This is a genomic window from Streptococcus sp. 11273D007BT, assembly GCF_053547195.1.
Genome location: NZ_JBPWPE010000001.1, coordinates 1,206,862 through 1,223,589, shown reverse-complemented (window position 1 = coordinate 1,223,589; position 16,728 = coordinate 1,206,862). Strand labels below are relative to the sequence as shown.

Here is a 16,728-nt window from a genome sequence, read left to right as displayed (position 1 = left end):
ATTTACAAAATCTGAGAATTTTGTTATAATGACAAGCATTACTGTGCGTTGGGAGGTTAAAATGGGAATCGCCTATGTTGTTCTGCAAAAGTTAATTGTTTTGTGTTTGCTGATGGGGGTGGGGGTCCATCTGATGCAAAAGGATATCTTTACGAGATATTTAACAAAACAGTTATCAAAATTATTAACAGTTTATGTGGTCCCGACTCTGTTTGTTTCTGCCTTCATTAGTTCAGATTTTTCTCTGTCGCGATTAAAACTTTTGATAGTGACTATTTTATCTGCAGGCTTGATTTTGTTGACACGAGCCTTGTTATTACACTTCATAGTGCCAGTATCACGCCCAATGGATAAGTACGCTGCGATGTTTTCTAATGCAGGTTTTATGGGGGTTCCTTTAGCCACAGCCGCTGGAGGAATGGATGCCGTATTTTTTATTTCAGGATTTATATTAGTAAACCAGATGACACAATGGACCTATGGCCTTTTTTTAATTACTAAAAAGAGAAGTAGCATTTCCTTTAGAAGTGCTATCTTGAATCCTGCCGCCATAGGTACAGTTATTGGGGTAACCTTGTTTTGTTTGCCATTGCATCTGCCTACAGTTTTAATTGATACCGTCAACACCTTCTCAGAGCTTAATACCCCTTTAGCTACCTTGGTGTTAGGGACTTACTTTTATAAAGTTGATCTGAAAGAAGTCTTTTTCTATAAACCTGCCTATTATACTGCTTTTTTACGATTAGTTCTAACAGCTGGTTTTTCGGTTATATTAATTTGGTTATTACCGATAGATGAAAGAAGTGTCAAATTAGCTCTCACAATTGCCTCTATTTCCCCTACAGCTTTAAATGCTGCGCTATTGAGTCAGGTCTATGGTGGAGATTATGAGTATTCTTCACGCTTGGTTCTTTTGACAACCATGTTTTCTATGCTGACTATTCCAGTATGGATGACGGTTGCTGGATATTTATACCTTTAGTATCTCAGAGAAGTCTGAGATTTTTTGTGTAGAAATAGTTTAATTATGCTTATTTTCAGAAAATTATCGAAGTATTTTCAAAAAAATATTATTTTTTAAATAAAAATGCTTGACAAAATTTTCAGAATATTTATAATATTAAGAGTAACTATTTATTATGAATATATGGAGGACTTATATATGACTACAGGTAAACAGTATGTAGATAGTGTGTTTGAGAAAGTAAAGGCTCAAAACGGTCACGAGGCAGAGTTTCTTCAAGCAGTTGAAGAAGTCTTTAACTCACTTATTCCAGTCTTCGATAAATATCCAAAATACATTGAAGAAAATATTTTAGAGCGTATGGTTGAACCAGAACGTATCATCTCATTCCGTGTACCATGGGTTGATGACAAGGGGAATGTACAAGTAAACCGTGGATTCCGTGTACAATTCTCATCAGCAATTGGTCCATACAAAGGTGGTCTTCGTTTCCATCCATCTGTAAACCAATCAATCATCAAATTCCTTGGATTTGAGCAAATCTTTAAAAACTCTCTAACTGGTCAACCAATCGGTGGTGGTAAAGGTGGATCAAACTTTGATCCAAAAGGGAAGTCAGACAACGAAATTATGCGTTTCTGCCAAAGCTTTATGACAGAGCTAAGCAAGCACATTGGTGCTGATACTGACGTTCCAGCTGGTGATATCGGTGTTGGTGGCCGTGAAATTGGTTACCTTTATGGTCAATACAAACGTCTTCGTAATGAGTACACAGGTGTTCTTACAGGTAAAGGATTGACTTACGGTGGTTCATTGGCGCGTACTGAAGCAACAGGTTATGGTGCGGTGTACTTTGCTGAGCAAATGCTTAAGGCGCGTGGTGAAAACTTTGAAGGTAAAATTGCGCTTGTATCTGGTTCAGGTAACGTTGCGATTTATGCGACTGAAAAACTTCACGCGCTTGGTGCTAAAGTTGTTGCAGTATCTGATTCTTCAGGTTATGTTTATGATGAAGATGGTATCGATGTAGAGCTTCTTAAAGACATTAAAGAAGTGAAACGTGCACGTATCGTTGAATATGCAAATGCTCGTCCAAATGCAAAATTCATTCCTGTTGGAGAAGGTTCAATCTGGGATAACAAAGCAGACCTTGCATTCCCATGTGCGACACAAAATGAAATCAATGAAGAGCAAGCGAAAACATTGGTGGCTAACGGTGTTATTGCCGTATCAGAAGGGGCTAACATGCCATCAACACTTGAAGCGATTGATGTCTTCTTGAATGCTGGTGTATCATTTGGTCCTGCCAAAGCAGCAAACGCTGGTGGTGTAGCTGTTTCAGCTCTTGAAATGGCACAAAACAGCCAACGCACACCATGGTCATTTGAAGAAGTTGATGCTAAGCTTTACGATATCATGAAAGGTATCTATGAAAACTCAGCAGCAGCAGCTAAAGAATTTGGTCAAGAAGGTAACCTTGTTTTTGGTGCAAACGTTGCAGGATTCCTTAAAGTTGCTGAAGCAATGTCAGCACAAGGTGTGGTTTAAGAAATGATTTCTTAATTCAAATCTTCCAATAAAACAAGATTTAAGCAGTCACTTTCGTGGCTGCTTTTTGATATAATAAAGATAGATGATTAGATGACAGGAGATAGTTATGATAAAACCGATTTGTAAAGATACCTTCTTTCTTGCGCAGACGTCAGTAGATTGTACTAAAGAAGATTTATATTTAGCTCAAGATTTGGAAGACACCTTGCAAGCTAATCAAGGAGCTTGTGTTGGGATGGCCGCGAATATGATTGGCATCAAAAAACGGGCCATTATTATCAATATGGGTTTGGGAAATCTGGTGATGTTTAATCCTGTTATGACTGCTAAATCATTGCCGTTTGAGACAGAAGAGTCTTGTCTATCTTTGAGTGGAAGTCGTCCTACAGTACGCTACCAAAAGATTGAGATGACCTTTTTAGATGTCAACTGGAATAAGCAGAAGCTCACCCTGTCAGGACTTCAGGCACAGATTTGTCAACATGAATTAGATCACCTTGATGGGATTTTGATTTAAAGGATGCGACCTAGAATACATCTAGGTTTTTTTGATGCTAAAAAGTTACGATAAGACCTTTTTATTTGACAATAGTTATCATGGGAACTAAAATAGTTATCGTGATAACTATATGGAAGGAGTTGTTTATGAAAGAACCGTTAAATGAGATGCGTAACTTGATTAATCAGGTAGAAAATCATTTACAAGCTTTATCAAAGGAATATGATGTGGAGCACTTGAGTGGTCCTCAAGGTTTTACCACAATGTATTTATTCCGTCATCAAGATAAAGAAATTTTTATTAAAGACATAGAGCGAGAATTAGATATCTCAAAGTCTGTGACCAGTAATTTGATCAAGCGAATGGAAAAAAATGGCTTTATCTCTATTGTTCCATCTGCTGTCGATAAAAGGTGTAAGCAAATTGTCCTGACTGAATTCGGTATCGAAAAAGCTCACAAGATGGATGAGTTTTTTAAAGCTAAATATAGTCGCTTATTGAAAGATGTTAGTATGGAAGATATGGAAACGGTCCGTAATGTTTTTAGGAAAATCAAGAAAAATCTAAGTGAGGAATAAGAATGTTTAAATTATTTAAACGTATGAATAAGACAGAGCTGTTAATGGCATTTTTCAGTGTCGCTTTTGTTTGTGCAGGAGTTTGGTTGGATTTGGAAGTCCCATCATATATGTCTGAAATTACGACCTTGTTGCAAGAAAAAGGAACAGAGGTATCAGATATTATGAAACCAGGCTGGACCATGATTGGTTTGTCATTTTTAAGTTTTGGGGCTTCAGCCGTTGTTGGCTTTTTAGCAGCTCGTTTGGCAGCTAGGTTTACAACGCGTTTGCGTGCAGATATTTTTAATCAGGTGATGGATTATTCTCAATCAGAGATTAAAGGTTTCTCTATTCCAAGTTTGTTAACGAGAACAACCAATGACCTGATACAGTTGCAATTGTTGATTACGATGGGCTTGCAAGTTGTCACAAAAGGTCCTATTATGGCTGTTTGGGCAATGACAAAAATTGCAGATAAGAGTGGGGAGTGGATGTTGGCTGTTATTGTTGCAGTCTTTGTTTTGTTGCTGATGCTTTTAGTCTTACTTTTGTTAGCTTTTCCAAAGCAACGTCATATTCAAACTCTAACGGATAAACTCAATAGTATCACAAGAGAGATTTTATCAGGTATTCGTGTAGTCCGTGCCTATAATGCTGAAAGCTATCAAGGTGAGAAGTTTTCAAAAGCTAATGACGATGTGACTAATTTAAACTTATTTGTTAACCGATTAATGGCTTTGATGAATCCTGTCATGACCTTGATCTCAAGTGGTTTAACCCTAGCTATTTATTGGATTGGTGCTAGTTTGATTAATGATGCAGCAATGACGGATAAGTTACCAATATTTAGTGATATGGTTGTTTTTTCATCTTATGCGATGCAAGTTGTTATTGGTTTTATGCTGATGGTAGCGATATTCATTATTTTACCTCGCTCGTTAGTATCGGCAGGTCGTATCAATGAGGTATTGGAATTGGATTCTTCTATCCACTATCACCAATATCATGAGACGCCATCTAACGAAGTAGGTAATATTGTTTTTGAAAATGTTTCATTTCGTTATGCTAAAACATCAGAGGCTGTTATTGAGCATGTTTCATTTGAAGCTAAAGCAGGTCAAACGATTGCCTTTATAGGTTCAACAGGGAGTGGTAAAAGTACTTTGGTCAATCTAATTCCACGTTTTTATGATGTCACTGAAGGATCTATAAGAATTGATGGACGAGATATTCGAGATTATTCTCGTGAGAGTTTGAATAATAAGGTTGGCTATATCCCTCAAAAAGCTGTTCTCTTTAGTGGGACCATTCGATCAAATATGACCTTGGGAGAAAGTTCAGCGAGCCCATTAACAGATAGTGCAATTTGGGAAGCTTTAGATTTGGCACAGGCCAAGGAGTTTGTTGAAGGCAAGGCTAAAGGACTTGATGAGGAAGTAGCACAAGGGGGAACTAATTTTTCAGGTGGACAAAAACAGCGACTTGCGATTGCAAGAGCCTTGGCTAGAAAACCTGAAATTCTTATTTTTGATGATTCATTTTCTGCCTTGGACTATAAAACAGATCGTATTCTTCGTTCAGAACTGTCTAAGCGAACAAGTCATATGACAAAATTGATTGTTGCGCAACGCATTTCGACGATTATGGATGCGGACCAAATTTTGGTATTAGATCAAGGTAAAGTAGTGGGACAAGGTACTCATAAAGAATTATTGAGCCATAACAAGGTCTATCAAGAAATTGCCTATTCTCAATTATCTAAGGAGGAATTAGAAAATGAATAAAACAAAGCCATCCTTTATCAAACAATTAAATCCTTATATTAAAGGTTTTAAACTCCCTTTTTTCATCGCCTTAGTAGGGGCGGTGATTTCAAGTACTATTACAGTCATTGGGCCTGACCGTTTAAAGGAAATTACAGATTTAATCACTAAAGGGTTGATGACAGGCATTGATCTTGATGAAGTGAATCGTATCACTTTTTCACTAGCGGGTCTATACGCTATAGGTGCTGCTGTTGCTTATATACAGAGTTTCATTGTCTCTACTTTAATCCAAAAGTTTTCAAAACGGTTACGTCAGGGTATTTCCCAAAAAATTAACCGATTACCATTAAACTACTTTGATAGTCATTCTCAAGGCGATACGTTATCACGTGTCACAAATGATGTTGATACAGCTAGTCAATCCCTTAATCAAAGCTTGGGGAACTTGGTAACTTCTTCTGTACTTTTAGTTGGTAGTATCTTTATGATGTTCAAAACCAATACAAGCCTGGCTCTAACAGCAATTTTATCCGTGGCTGCAGGTTTTGTTCTTACTATGGTTATCATGGCGAAATCTCAACCATTTTTTAAGCAGCAACAATCAAATTTAGCTAATTTAAATGGTTTTGTAGAAGAAACTTATTCAGGTCACCATGTCATTACTAGCTACAATGCTATAACAGAATCAAAGAAAAATTTTAGTCAGTTGAATGATCGACTCTATAGCAGTATGTGGAAATCACAGTTCTTTTCAGGTATTATGATGCCAATGATGATTTTTATTGGGAACTTTGGTTATGTCATGGTCTGTGTTGTAGGATCTGTTATGGCTTTAGATGGAGATATCAGTATTGGGACAATTGTGGCCTTTATGACTTATGTTCGTATCTTTTCGCAACCCTTATCACAAATTGCACAAGCTATCACACAACTTCAATCAGCAGGTGCAGCGATGGGACGTGTGTTTGAATTTTTAGCAGAAGATGAAATGATTGAAGAGGCTGATAAAGTAAAATCTTTAGGTAATGTGCGTGGTCATGTCCATTTTGAAGGAGTTTCTTTTGGATACAGTAAAGACAAAACGATTATCCATGATTTTACTGCTGAGGCAAAACCTGGTCAAAAAGTGGCCATTGTCGGCCCTACTGGTGCAGGTAAAACAACCATTGTTAATCTGCTCATGCGTTTTTATGATATTGATAAAGGACACATCAGTATTGATGGGACTGATACACAATCAGTGACACGTGAGGCGGTGCATGAAGCATTTTCAATGGTTTTACAAGATACTTGGTTATTTGAAGGGACTATTAAGGATAACTTGATTTATAATCAATCAAATATCACGGATGATGAAGTGATTGACGCCGCTAAAGCTGTTGGTATTCATCATTTTATCATGACCTTGCCCAAGGGATATGATACGGTATTAGATGATTCAGTCACTTTATCAGTTGGACAAAAGCAACTCTTAACCATTGCGCGTGCTTTGCTTAAAGATGCGCCATTGTTAATTCTAGATGAGGCAACCTCATCAGTAGATACCAGAACAGAAGAATTGATTCAAAAAGCGATGGATAGATTGATGGAAGGACGGACCTCATTTGTTATTGCTCACCGACTATCTACCATTCGTAATGCAGATTTGATTTTGGTCATGAAAGATGGGAATATTATTGAGCAAGGAAATCATGAGACCTTGATGATGGAACAAGGTTTTTATGCAGATCTTTACAACTCTCAGTTTGAGCAAGCATCTTAAAACATCTAAAAAAGGACTCGGTCTAAGTATAGACCAAGTCCTTTTTTGTGGTGATTGCATAAAAAATTTAGTGTGACTAATCGTTAGCGAGTATTGTTGGTATAGTCTGCTAAGCTTTGTCTGATAGACTTGATAAAAGAGGTTGTGATGTCAGATTGAGTTTTATGGTCATTGGTGACAAATCCTAAAGTATGAATTTGGCTATTTTTTAAAGGAATGAGAACAATCTGATCTTTAATAAAACTATTGACAATACCTAAACCAGAGGCATAGGCATCTGATCCACACAGTAGATTCATGACCGTTCCTCTATCATTGCTGTAGAGAATATTTTGATGTTCAGAGACTGTTAAGGTATCTTCATCAAAATTTAAACCCGTACTTTCTTGACGAAATCGAACTTGAGTGTAGGGCTTTAAATCCTCCTCAGAGATAAGTGTTTGATTAGCTAGTGGGTGTCCTTTGCGTAAAAAGATACGGGTTGGAAATTCGCCTAAGGGAGTAAAAGAAAGGTTATGTTGTCTCATATAACGTTCAAGGATATGCTTATTATCATCATTAAGATAGATAATCCCCAAATCACTCTCAAAGTTTAAGACACTCTCCAGTATTTTTTTAGTAGTGGTTTCAAACATATGAAAATGTTGGTAATGATCTTTGAACTGTTCAGCAATTTCCAACAGAGGAATGGAGAGAAAGTCATAATGATGCGAAGTAATCGTAAAACTTTTTCGATAATTTTGTTGATACCTTTGTTCTAGTAAGTCGATTTCACCAAGAATACGTTTAGCATATTTCAGAAAGTCATTGCCATCATCTGTTAAACGAGCCCCTGTATTTGATCGAAAGAACAGCTGTACCCCTAATTCGTTTTCAAGCTCTTTAATAGAGCTTGAAAGATTGGGTTGGGTAACATAAAGTTTTTTAGCAGCTTCGCTAAAGGATCCTGTTTCTGCAATCGCTTCAACATAACGACACTGTTGAATATTCATCGCCTACCTCCATCTCAGTTAGTGTTCTTATTGTACTTAAGTGTTTCAAAAAAAGCAATAAAATTCTAGAAAATGATAAAAAATGTTCGGTATAAATAAAATTTATGGCTGGGAATAAAAAATATAGATTATACAGATCAATCGGTCAGTGGTAAGATAATAACATGTTTTTGAAAAGGAGATAGGTATATGAGTAAGCGTCAATGGATTAAAGAAGTTTTCCAAGGTAAAAAAGTTAATCAGGTACCAATTGGTTTTTGGTATCATTTTACATCAGAAGAGGACTGGACGGAAGGGTTAAACGATCCTAGCATTGCAGTTAAAAATATTCAAGGTCATAAACATTTTGTGGAGACCGTTCATCCAGACTTTGTAAAATTGATGAGTGATGGCTTTTTTGATTATCCTAATCCCATCATTCATTCGGAAATAAAGTCAATTGAGGACTTAGCCGCCATCCAATCCATAGGGGGAAATCATCCTTGGTTTGATCAGCAAGTATCACTTGTTCAATCCATTAAAGAAAACTTCCCAGAGGATATTTTTACGGTTTATAATATTTTTGCTCCTGCTACCTATCTTAAATGGAAGTTGGCTGGTCAAGTCTCCAGCGGAGACGACATTTTAGCAGATTTTATCAAGAGTAATCCTAAGTTGACACAACACGTTTTAGATGTTATTGGTCAAGATATCGCTATTTTAGTTGAGCGTTTGATTAAGGAAGCTGATGTCGATGGGATTTATCTCAGTGTTCAAACCATACAAGATCAGCGCGTGACTAAATTAGACTATCTTGAAGTGGTTAGACCAAGTGAGGTTAATCTATTAGAGGTAGCTAATAGATTGGGAGGGTTGAATATCCTACACATTTGTGGTTATGAAGGTGCCACAAATGATCTTAGTTTGTTTGTTGATTATCCAAGTCAAGTGGTAAATTGGGCAACAGGTATTGAAAAACTCTCATTAGCTGATGGAAAATCCTATTTTGAAGATAAGGTTGTTTTAGGGGGTTTTGATAATACAAAAGCAGGTCTTCTCTATCAAGGAAGTCAGGATGCTATTCAATCTAGGGTGAGAGAGATTTTGGATGAAACAGCGGGAGATAAGGTGATTATCGGTGCAGATTGTACCATTCCAGGTGATATTAATCTTGAGCACTTACAGTGGGTAAGAGAAGTTTTAGTAAAATAAAGGAGAAAAGAGATGACAAAGAAAAAGTGGATCATAACAGGTGGAGTTTTATTGGCGGTTGCAGGTGTGACCTTTGCTAGTCGCTATTTAAATCAAAGTCAATCAACATCGGCGCAGAGCACCGGTTCAAGCAGTCAAAAGGTGACACGATTAAAAGTAGCCCATACACAGAATTACGTTCCTTATGATTTTGTGAATGATAAAGGAGAAAGTGATGGTTTTGAGGTTCAAGTCTTAAAAGCTGTTGATGAAAAACTAACAGACTATGAATTTGATTATACAGGCACAAGTGATGAGGATCTCCTTATTGGGTTGGAATCTGGGAAATATGATGTCGGGATAAAAGGTGCTTGGTACACAGATGAACGTGCGGAGAAATTTATTATTCCAGAGCAAGCGATTGGAGCAAGTGTGATTGGATTTACCATCCGAAAAGATCAAGCAGATACCATTAAAACTATTGACGACTTTGCAAAATCAAAAGGAAAATTAGTTCCTATTTCTCCACAAAATGCACAATGGAATGTGATTGAAGAATACAATGACGCTCATAAAGAAAATCCTATTACCCTAACGGCAGCTGAAAGTTTTTCTGTAGCTGATGCTTATGCTTGGGTTCTTGAGGGACGATATGATGCTTATTTTGATATAAAATTATCCTATGAGAAAGCTGTTCAAGCAACTGATGGAGCTTACCATCAATATGCTGATCAACTAAGCTATTTCCCTTATAAAGGCATCAAGACCTATCCCTTGTTGAACCGTAATGCCACAAATGAAAAATTTGCCAAGGCTTATGATCAGGCAATCAAAGAATTGCAGGCAGATGGAACGATTAAAAAACTATCAGAAAAATACTTCGGTGAGGATGTTTTCTCATATGTCACAGACTAAGGAGGGATTATGGTTTCTTACCAACCATCGTATATTTTTAGATTTCTTCCAGAGATTTTGACAGCTCTTCCCTTAACATTATTAATATTAGTTTTATCCATTCTATTTGGTAGTTTATTAGGGGGGATTATCACCCGTGGACAACTTAGTCTAGATGATACGATCAAAAAACTAGCAAATTCTTATATTTTTGTTATTCGTTGCACACCACCTGTTGTTTTACTGTTTCTGGTATTTTATGGTTTACCTGAATTTTTAAAATGGTGGTTAGGAATAAACGTTGAGTCTTGGTCTAGAGCGAGCTTCACGTTGATTAGTATGGTTTTACTGTTTGCAGCAACAGCAGCTGAGATTTTTAAATCAGCTTACCTTGCCATTCCCTACGGGCAAACAGAGGCTGGTTTGAGTATCGGACTTAATTCTTGGCAAACCTTTTTTAGAATTATTTTTCCACAAGCTTTTCGAGTTGCCCTTCCTAATCTGACAACAGCTATTTTAAATCTGATGAAAGATATGGCTTTGGCTTATACGATTGGCCTGGTCGATATCATGGGACAAACCAACCTACTGATTTCTAGAAATATGGGCAATTACTCACTGGAGGCTTATACTGCGGTTGCCATTATTTATTGGGGATTAGCCTTACTTGTGACATTTCTCAGCCACATAATAGAAAAAAACTTAGTAGTAAAAGGGGGATAAGTGATGAACTGGGACTTTATTATAAAAACTTTTTTTCTCAGCCTAAGAGGGATTCCTGTCACCTTATCTATCTTACTGGTTTCTTTACTACTCAGTTTTCCTCCAGCTCTTTATATCGCTCTAGCTCGAATTAAGGGAAAGAAAGGAGTGACACGTTTTTCTCTTATTTATTTAGCTGTCATTCGCTCAACACCATCTATTTTATTGATTCTCTTTTTTTATAGCCTATTGCCGAGTCTATTAAATGCCACGCTGAAAATGAGTCATATCAATATTTTTGACTTAAACCCAATTTATTATGCCTATATTATTTTTAGTTTAATGACAACAGCTAGTTTATCAGAGATCATCCGTTCGGCGATTTTAACAGTAGATAAGGGACAAATAGAGGCGGCTTTATCCATTGGTTTAACGCCAATACAAGCTTACAGACGAATTGTATTTCCACAAGCTTTAAAAGTGGCTTTACCTAATTTATGTAACTTAGTGATAACTATAATAAAAGGAACCTCCCTTGTCTTTGTGATGACCATAAAGGATATTACAGCCATTGCAAAAGTAGAGGCAGCTTATGGTTACCATTATTTTGAGGCTTATTTTGTAATTTTTGTGATCTATCTGCTTTTATGTGGAGGAGTTCAGTTTGGCTTTTCTGGGTTTGACCGTTATTTGAAGAGAGTGTGAGAGGAGATTTTGATGTTAGAAATAAAGCATGTTAAAAAGAGATTTGGCAATAAGACGGTTCTAGACGGTGTGAGTCTCAAGGTTAATCAAGGAGATGTTGTGGTCATTTTAGGCCCGTCTGGTTCTGGGAAAACGACATTTTTAAGAACTATCAATCATTTAGAAAAAGCTGATGAGGGGTATCTTGTATTGGAGAATAAGGAGTATCATTTGCCTAATTTACACCATAAAGACATCTTGTCTATTCGACAAAAAACAGCTTTTGTTTTTCAAAATTATAACCTTTTTGCTAATAAAACAGCATTAGAAAATATTTTAGAAGGATTAGTGGTAGCACGTAAAATTCCCAAACAAGAGGCTTTAACAATAGCAGAAGAGGCTCTAAAAAAAGTGGGACTCTTAGACTATAAAAACCATTATCCAAAACAGCTATCAGGAGGGCAACAACAACGCATTGGAATTGCCCGAGCAATAGCGGTTAGACCAGATGTGATTTTATTTGATGAACCGACATCTGCACTTGATCCAGAGCTTATTGATGATGTTTTAGCGGTTATGAAACAGCTAGCAGAAGAAGGGGTGACCATGGTAGTTGTTACGCATGAAATGAGCTTTGCGCGTGATGTGGCCAATCATATTGTTTTTATGGATGGCGGTCACATTATTGAAGAAGGAACACCAAAAGAGTTTTTTGGTTATCCAAAACAAGAGCGGACCAAAAAATTCTTATCTCGCATCTTAAAAGATCCACATTATAGTGTGGAATACCAAATTTGATATTCTGATGGTTATATTTGCTTGAAAAAAGAGTTTACTTGGGATATGATAAAACTGGAAGCGATTTCAAGAAAAGGAAGTGATACCATGTCAGCTTATTTTGAAAAAATGCTCCATCAACGGTTACGATTTCAAGGTACTTATAGTGGATGTAAAGTTTTTAAAAAGAAAGATCGCAAACGAACGATTGTTTACTACATCATTAGTTTTAAAAACTTGGTCGAAGTCAAATCTAAACGTTTGTTTAGAGATCATAACCATATCAAAGTTTCTAAAAAAATCTACTTACGCTTTGCTCCCCTTCCCATCAATCAATTAGATTATCAGTTTACAGCGGAAATTTATCGCTATACAGAACCCCCAAAAAATCACAATGGGTTTTACTACAGAACTTTTGAATTGGGATTAAAAGAGATCAAAAAAATTAGGGAAGTTTCTATAGAGTCTTTGAATCTCAACCCTTAATTTTTGATGTATAAAGTGATTTGATTCTACAAAATTTGCGGTTAAGAGTCGCAAATTTTTTGTTTTTATAATAAAATAGAACTTGATGAGTAACATGAAAAGAAAAGTGGGCCGAGGGTGGTCACACAGTAAGATTATCTTAATAGGAGAACATTCGGTTGTTTATGGTTATCCTGCTATTGCTTTGCCATTAAAAAATGTAGAGGTAGAGTGTCAGATTACTGCAAGCGATAGTCCATTAATATTTCAGCCTGATGATACCTTATCAACTGCTATTTTCTCTGCTTTAGAGTATTTAAATTTAAAAACTGCTAACATTGATTATCAGATTACCTCAACTGTCCCTGAAAAGCGTGGAATGGGATCATCTGCTGCAGTTAGTATTGCTGCCATTTCAGCTGTATTAGATTATTTTAATCAGACAGTGGATAAGGAGACACTAGAACAACTTGCTAATCAAGCAGAAATTATTGCGCACACCAATCCTAGTGGACTAGATGCAAAAACCTGTTTAAGTGATCATGCTATTAAATTTATTCGTAATGTTGGTTTTAGCCAACTGACCGTAAATTTAGATGCTTACCTCATCATTGCAGATACTGGCATTCATGGTCAAACCAAGGAAGCTGTAAAAAAAGTTGAAGCAATGGAAGAAAAATCTCTTCCTATTTTACATCGCTTGGGAAATCTAACTGAACAGATGGAGCAGGCTATTTCTGAAAAAGCAGTAGCTAGTGTTGGTTTTTTAATGACAAAAGCTCACACGGAACTTCAAAAATTAGGGGTCAGCATTGAAAAAGCAGACTACCTTGTTTTTGAGGCTTTGTCATCAGGTGCCTTAGGAGCAAAAATGAGTGGAGGTGGTCTAGGAGGCTGTATTATCGCTCTTGCTCATAATGCTATCCAAGCTAATCTGATTTCACAACATCTCATGGAAAAAGGAGCGATCAATACATGGATCGAACACATTTAGTTAAGGTAAAATCATATGCCAATATTGCGATTATTAAGTATTGGGGAAAAGCTGATGCTGACAAAATGATTCCATCAACGTCAAGTATTTCGTTAACCTTGGATAACATGTTCACAGAAACACAAGCTATTTTTATCAGTTCTGAAACTGCTTTAGCCGAACGTGGTGTGGAGGGCGACCTTTTTTATCTGAACGGCGTACTTCAAGATCAAAAGCAACATGATAAAATTAGTAAGGTAATTGATCTTTTTAGAGAGGATCAATCACAGTATGTTAAAATTGACACGTTTAATAACATGCCAACTGAAGCAGGCCTCTCTTCAAGTTCTAGTGGATTATCGGCTGTTATTAAGGCCTGCAATGAGTTGTTTGAAAAAGGCCTTAGTCAAAAAGAACTGGCTCAAATTTCTAAATACGGTTCAGGCTCATCTTCGCGTAGCTTCTTTGGACCACTGGCTGCTTGGGACAAAGATACAGGTGAGATTTACCCTGTAGAGACAGATTTGAAACTAGCCATGATTATGTTAGTGCTGACTGATCAAAAAAAACCGATCTCAAGTAGGGATGGTATGAAGCTTTGTATGGAAACATCAACCAATTTTGATCAATGGGTCGAGCAATCTGAACAAGATTTTATTGCGATGAAGGCCTATTTAAAGGCTAATGATTTTCAAAAAGTAGGTGAGTTAACAGAAGCTAATGCTCTTTTTATGCATGCTACGACACGTCATGCTACGCCTAGTTTCTCTTATCTGACAGAAGCCTCTTATCAAGCGATGGAAAAGGTGAAGTCCTTGCGACAAGAAGGGCATCGCTGTTATTTTACGATGGATGCGGGACCAAATGTTAAGGTGCTTTGTCTAGAAGAGGATTTAGACCAGCTAGCCTCTATCTTATCAAAAGACTATCACATCATTGTTTCAAAAACCAAGGAATTATAGATGACAAAATATGTGACAACTTGTGGGAAACTCTATCTAGCAGGAGAATATGCTGTTTTAACACCTGGACAATCAGCTTTGATAAAAAATATCAACATCAGAATGCAAGCTGAGATTGACTTTTCTGAAAACTATCAGTTGGTTTCGGATATGTTTAGCTACACTGTTGATTTAAATCCTGATCAAAATTATGCGCTTATACAAGAGACAATCTTGGTCATGGAAGAGTTTCTTGCTGATCAAGGTTTGAAACTAAGGCCAATTCGATTATCTATTTCAGGAAAGATGGAAAGGGATGGAAAAAAATTTGGTATAGGATCAAGTGGCTCAGTTGTTCTTTTAACAATTAGGGCTATGGCTGAGCTATATAATTTATCTTTATCTCGTGATAGCTTGTTTCGCTTAGCAACCTATATTTTAGTAAAACGCGGTGATAACGGTTCAATGGGGGATTTAGCCTGTATTGCTTTTGAAGACTTGATACTTTATCAATCTTTTGATAGACAAATCCTAGCCCAACTGATACAAGAAATACCTTTAAGACAAGTGTTAGCAAGTGATTGGGGTTATCAAATCAAGCCAGTTTCATCCCAGCTAACTTGTCAATTTTTAGTTGGTTGGACGCAAGAGCCATCAATTTCAGCAGAAATGATTACTCAAGTCAAATCAGCCATTACCCCTCAGTTCTTATCTGAAACAGAAAAAGCCACTCAGAAATTAACTAAAGCCATCGAGCAGGGGAATCAACAGGGTAGTATTCAACAAATAAATCGTATCAGTGAGTTACTGGCTAATCTGAGTCCTTTAATCTACACAGATGATTTAGTTGCCTTACGTCAAGCAACAGAAGGGTTAGAAGCTGTTGCCAAATCAAGTGGATCTGGTGGAGGAGACTGTGGTATTGCTTTAGTTTTTTCTAAAGTTGCCGAAAAAAAAATAAAAGAAAGATGGCAAAGACTCGGAATTGAGCTTTTATACGCCAGTGAACTATAGAAAATGACACAAAATCGTAAAGATGATCATATTAGGTTTGCCAGACAATACCAATCACCTTACAATAGTTTTGATGACATGGAACTCATTCATTCATCTTTGCCTGATTATGATCTGGATCAGATTGATTTATCGACAGAATTTGCAGGGAGACGATGGGACTATCCATTTTATATCAATGCAATGACAGGTGGCAGTGAAAAAGGTAAGGTTATTAATAGAAAATTAGCTCAGGTTGCAGAAGCATGTGGTATTTTATTTGTGACAGGCTCTTACAGTGCAGCTCTAAAAAATTTAAATGACGATTCTTATGCCGTTAAAGAGCTAGCTCCTAAGGTACAACTGGCAACCAATATTGGTATCGACAAACCTTATCAAGCAGCTCAGAAAGCGATTGAGGATTTATCCCCAGTTTTTTTACAAGTTCATCTTAATTTGATGCAAGAATTGCTGATGCCTGAAGGAGAACGTCATTTTAGTCATTGGAAGAAGCATTTGACATCTTACAGTGAGAAAATCACCACTCCTTTGGTTTTAAAAGAAGTTGGTTTTGGGATGGATAAAAAAACTATTCTCTACGCAAAATCATTAGGAATAAAAACTTTTGATATTTCTGGTAGAGGGGGAACAAGTTTTGCCTACATTGAAAATCAACGTGGAGGGAATCGTCAATATTTAGACGAATGGGGGCAATCAACTATTCAGGCGCTCTTAAATCTTCAAGATATGACAAATGAAATTGAAATTTTAGCTTCAGGAGGCGTAAGACATCCACTAGATATGATTAAAGCCTTAGTTCTAGGTGCTAAAGCAGTTGGGCTTTCACGGACCATGCTTGATTTGGTAGAAGAGTATGAGCTTGATCAAGTTATTGATATCGTTAATGGCTGGAAAATGGATTTAAAAATACTAATGTGCGCTTTAAATGTCTCAAGCATTTCAGAGTTACAAAATGTAGAGTACCTACTATATGGCAAATTAGCACAACAAGTTAAAAAAAGTTCTGGAAAGTAA

17 protein-coding genes are annotated in these 16,728 nt (G+C 36.8%); 16 read left to right on the top strand and 1 reads right to left on the bottom strand.

Features of this window, described 5'->3' with window-relative positions; translation table 11 throughout:
- Positions 1 to 61: 61 nt before the first annotated feature.
- The 6 genes from ACEE75_RS06250 to ACEE75_RS06225 all read left to right on the top strand — a co-directional run bounded on the left by ACEE75_RS06250 (position 62) and on the right by ACEE75_RS06225 (position 7,102).
- Entirely contained in the window at positions 62 to 982 is a 921-nt protein-coding gene (locus ACEE75_RS06250; protein ID WP_447574553.1) for an AEC family transporter, read from the top strand.
- A gap of 180 nt (positions 983 to 1,162) precedes the next feature.
- Positions 1,163 to 2,512, top strand: coding sequence for an NADP-specific glutamate dehydrogenase (gene gdhA, locus ACEE75_RS06245; protein WP_447574552.1), 1,350 nt, complete (start codon positions 1,163 to 1,165; stop codon positions 2,510 to 2,512).
- A 109-nt stretch (positions 2,513 to 2,621) separates the two neighbouring features.
- Positions 2,622 to 3,032, top strand: coding sequence for a peptide deformylase (locus tag ACEE75_RS06240; RefSeq protein ID WP_447574551.1), 411 nt, complete (start codon positions 2,622 to 2,624; stop codon positions 3,030 to 3,032).
- A 128-nt stretch (positions 3,033 to 3,160) separates the two neighbouring features.
- Positions 3,161 to 3,592 carry a MarR family winged helix-turn-helix transcriptional regulator gene (locus tag ACEE75_RS06235; protein WP_447574550.1) on the top strand — a complete coding sequence of 144 codons (432 nt, stop codon included), beginning with the start codon at positions 3,161 to 3,163 and terminating at the stop codon, positions 3,590 to 3,592.
- A gap of 2 nt (positions 3,593 to 3,594) precedes the next feature.
- Entirely contained in the window at positions 3,595 to 5,358 is a 1,764-nt protein-coding gene (locus ACEE75_RS06230) for an ABC transporter ATP-binding protein (protein ID WP_447574549.1), read from the top strand.
- Positions 5,351 to 7,102 (top strand): ABC transporter ATP-binding protein, encoded by a 1,752-nt coding sequence (locus tag ACEE75_RS06225; protein ID WP_447574548.1) that lies wholly within the window; start codon positions 5,351 to 5,353, stop codon positions 7,100 to 7,102. Before ACEE75_RS06230 ends, ACEE75_RS06225 begins: the two co-directional genes overlap by 8 nt.
- A gap of 83 nt (positions 7,103 to 7,185) precedes the next feature.
- Here the strand turns inward: ACEE75_RS06225 and ACEE75_RS06220 are convergent, their stop codons facing one another.
- Positions 7,186 to 8,094, bottom strand: a complete 909-nt coding sequence (locus ACEE75_RS06220) for a LysR family transcriptional regulator (RefSeq protein WP_427894600.1) — start codon at positions 8,092 to 8,094, stop codon at positions 7,186 to 7,188.
- A gap of 189 nt (positions 8,095 to 8,283) precedes the next feature.
- Between ACEE75_RS06220 and ACEE75_RS06215 the strand changes: the two genes are divergently transcribed.
- The 10 genes from ACEE75_RS06215 to fni all read left to right on the top strand — a co-directional run bounded on the left by ACEE75_RS06215 (position 8,284) and on the right by fni (position 16,728).
- Positions 8,284 to 9,285, top strand: coding sequence for a uroporphyrinogen decarboxylase family protein (locus ACEE75_RS06215; RefSeq protein WP_447574547.1), 1,002 nt, complete (start codon positions 8,284 to 8,286; stop codon positions 9,283 to 9,285).
- 12 nt (positions 9,286 to 9,297) lie between these two features.
- Positions 9,298 to 10,179 carry a transporter substrate-binding domain-containing protein gene (locus tag ACEE75_RS06210; protein WP_447574546.1) on the top strand — a complete coding sequence of 294 codons (882 nt, stop codon included), beginning with the start codon at positions 9,298 to 9,300 and terminating at the stop codon, positions 10,177 to 10,179.
- Positions 10,180 to 10,188: 9 nt separating this feature from the next.
- Complete coding sequence (locus tag ACEE75_RS06205) at positions 10,189 to 10,881, top strand: amino acid ABC transporter permease (RefSeq protein WP_447574545.1); 693 nt, start codon at positions 10,189 to 10,191, stop codon at positions 10,879 to 10,881.
- A gap of 3 nt (positions 10,882 to 10,884) precedes the next feature.
- Complete coding sequence (locus ACEE75_RS06200; protein WP_447574544.1) at positions 10,885 to 11,565, top strand: amino acid ABC transporter permease; 681 nt, start codon at positions 10,885 to 10,887, stop codon at positions 11,563 to 11,565.
- Positions 11,566 to 11,577: 12 nt separating this feature from the next.
- The gene (locus ACEE75_RS06195) at positions 11,578 to 12,342 is read left to right on the top strand and encodes an amino acid ABC transporter ATP-binding protein (protein ID WP_354368519.1); all 765 of its coding nucleotides are present in this window, start codon (positions 11,578 to 11,580) and stop codon (positions 12,340 to 12,342) included.
- 21 nt (positions 12,343 to 12,363) lie between these two features.
- The gene (locus ACEE75_RS06190; RefSeq protein WP_449164759.1) at positions 12,364 to 12,807 is read left to right on the top strand and encodes a hypothetical protein; all 444 of its coding nucleotides are present in this window, start codon (positions 12,364 to 12,366) and stop codon (positions 12,805 to 12,807) included.
- A gap of 94 nt (positions 12,808 to 12,901) precedes the next feature.
- Positions 12,902 to 13,780: a mevalonate kinase gene (gene mvk / locus ACEE75_RS06185; RefSeq protein ID WP_354368523.1), complete on the top strand. Its 879-nt coding sequence runs from the start codon at positions 12,902 to 12,904 to the stop codon at positions 13,778 to 13,780.
- The gene (gene mvaD, locus ACEE75_RS06180) at positions 13,762 to 14,721 is read left to right on the top strand and encodes a diphosphomevalonate decarboxylase (RefSeq protein WP_447574543.1); all 960 of its coding nucleotides are present in this window, start codon (positions 13,762 to 13,764) and stop codon (positions 14,719 to 14,721) included. Before mvk ends, mvaD begins: the two co-directional genes overlap by 19 nt.
- Positions 14,722 to 15,714: a phosphomevalonate kinase gene (locus tag ACEE75_RS06175; protein ID WP_447574542.1), complete on the top strand. Its 993-nt coding sequence runs from the start codon at positions 14,722 to 14,724 to the stop codon at positions 15,712 to 15,714.
- Between the two features lie 3 nt (positions 15,715 to 15,717).
- Positions 15,718 to 16,728 (top strand): type 2 isopentenyl-diphosphate Delta-isomerase, encoded by a 1,011-nt coding sequence (gene fni, locus ACEE75_RS06170; RefSeq protein ID WP_447574541.1) that lies wholly within the window; start codon positions 15,718 to 15,720, stop codon positions 16,726 to 16,728.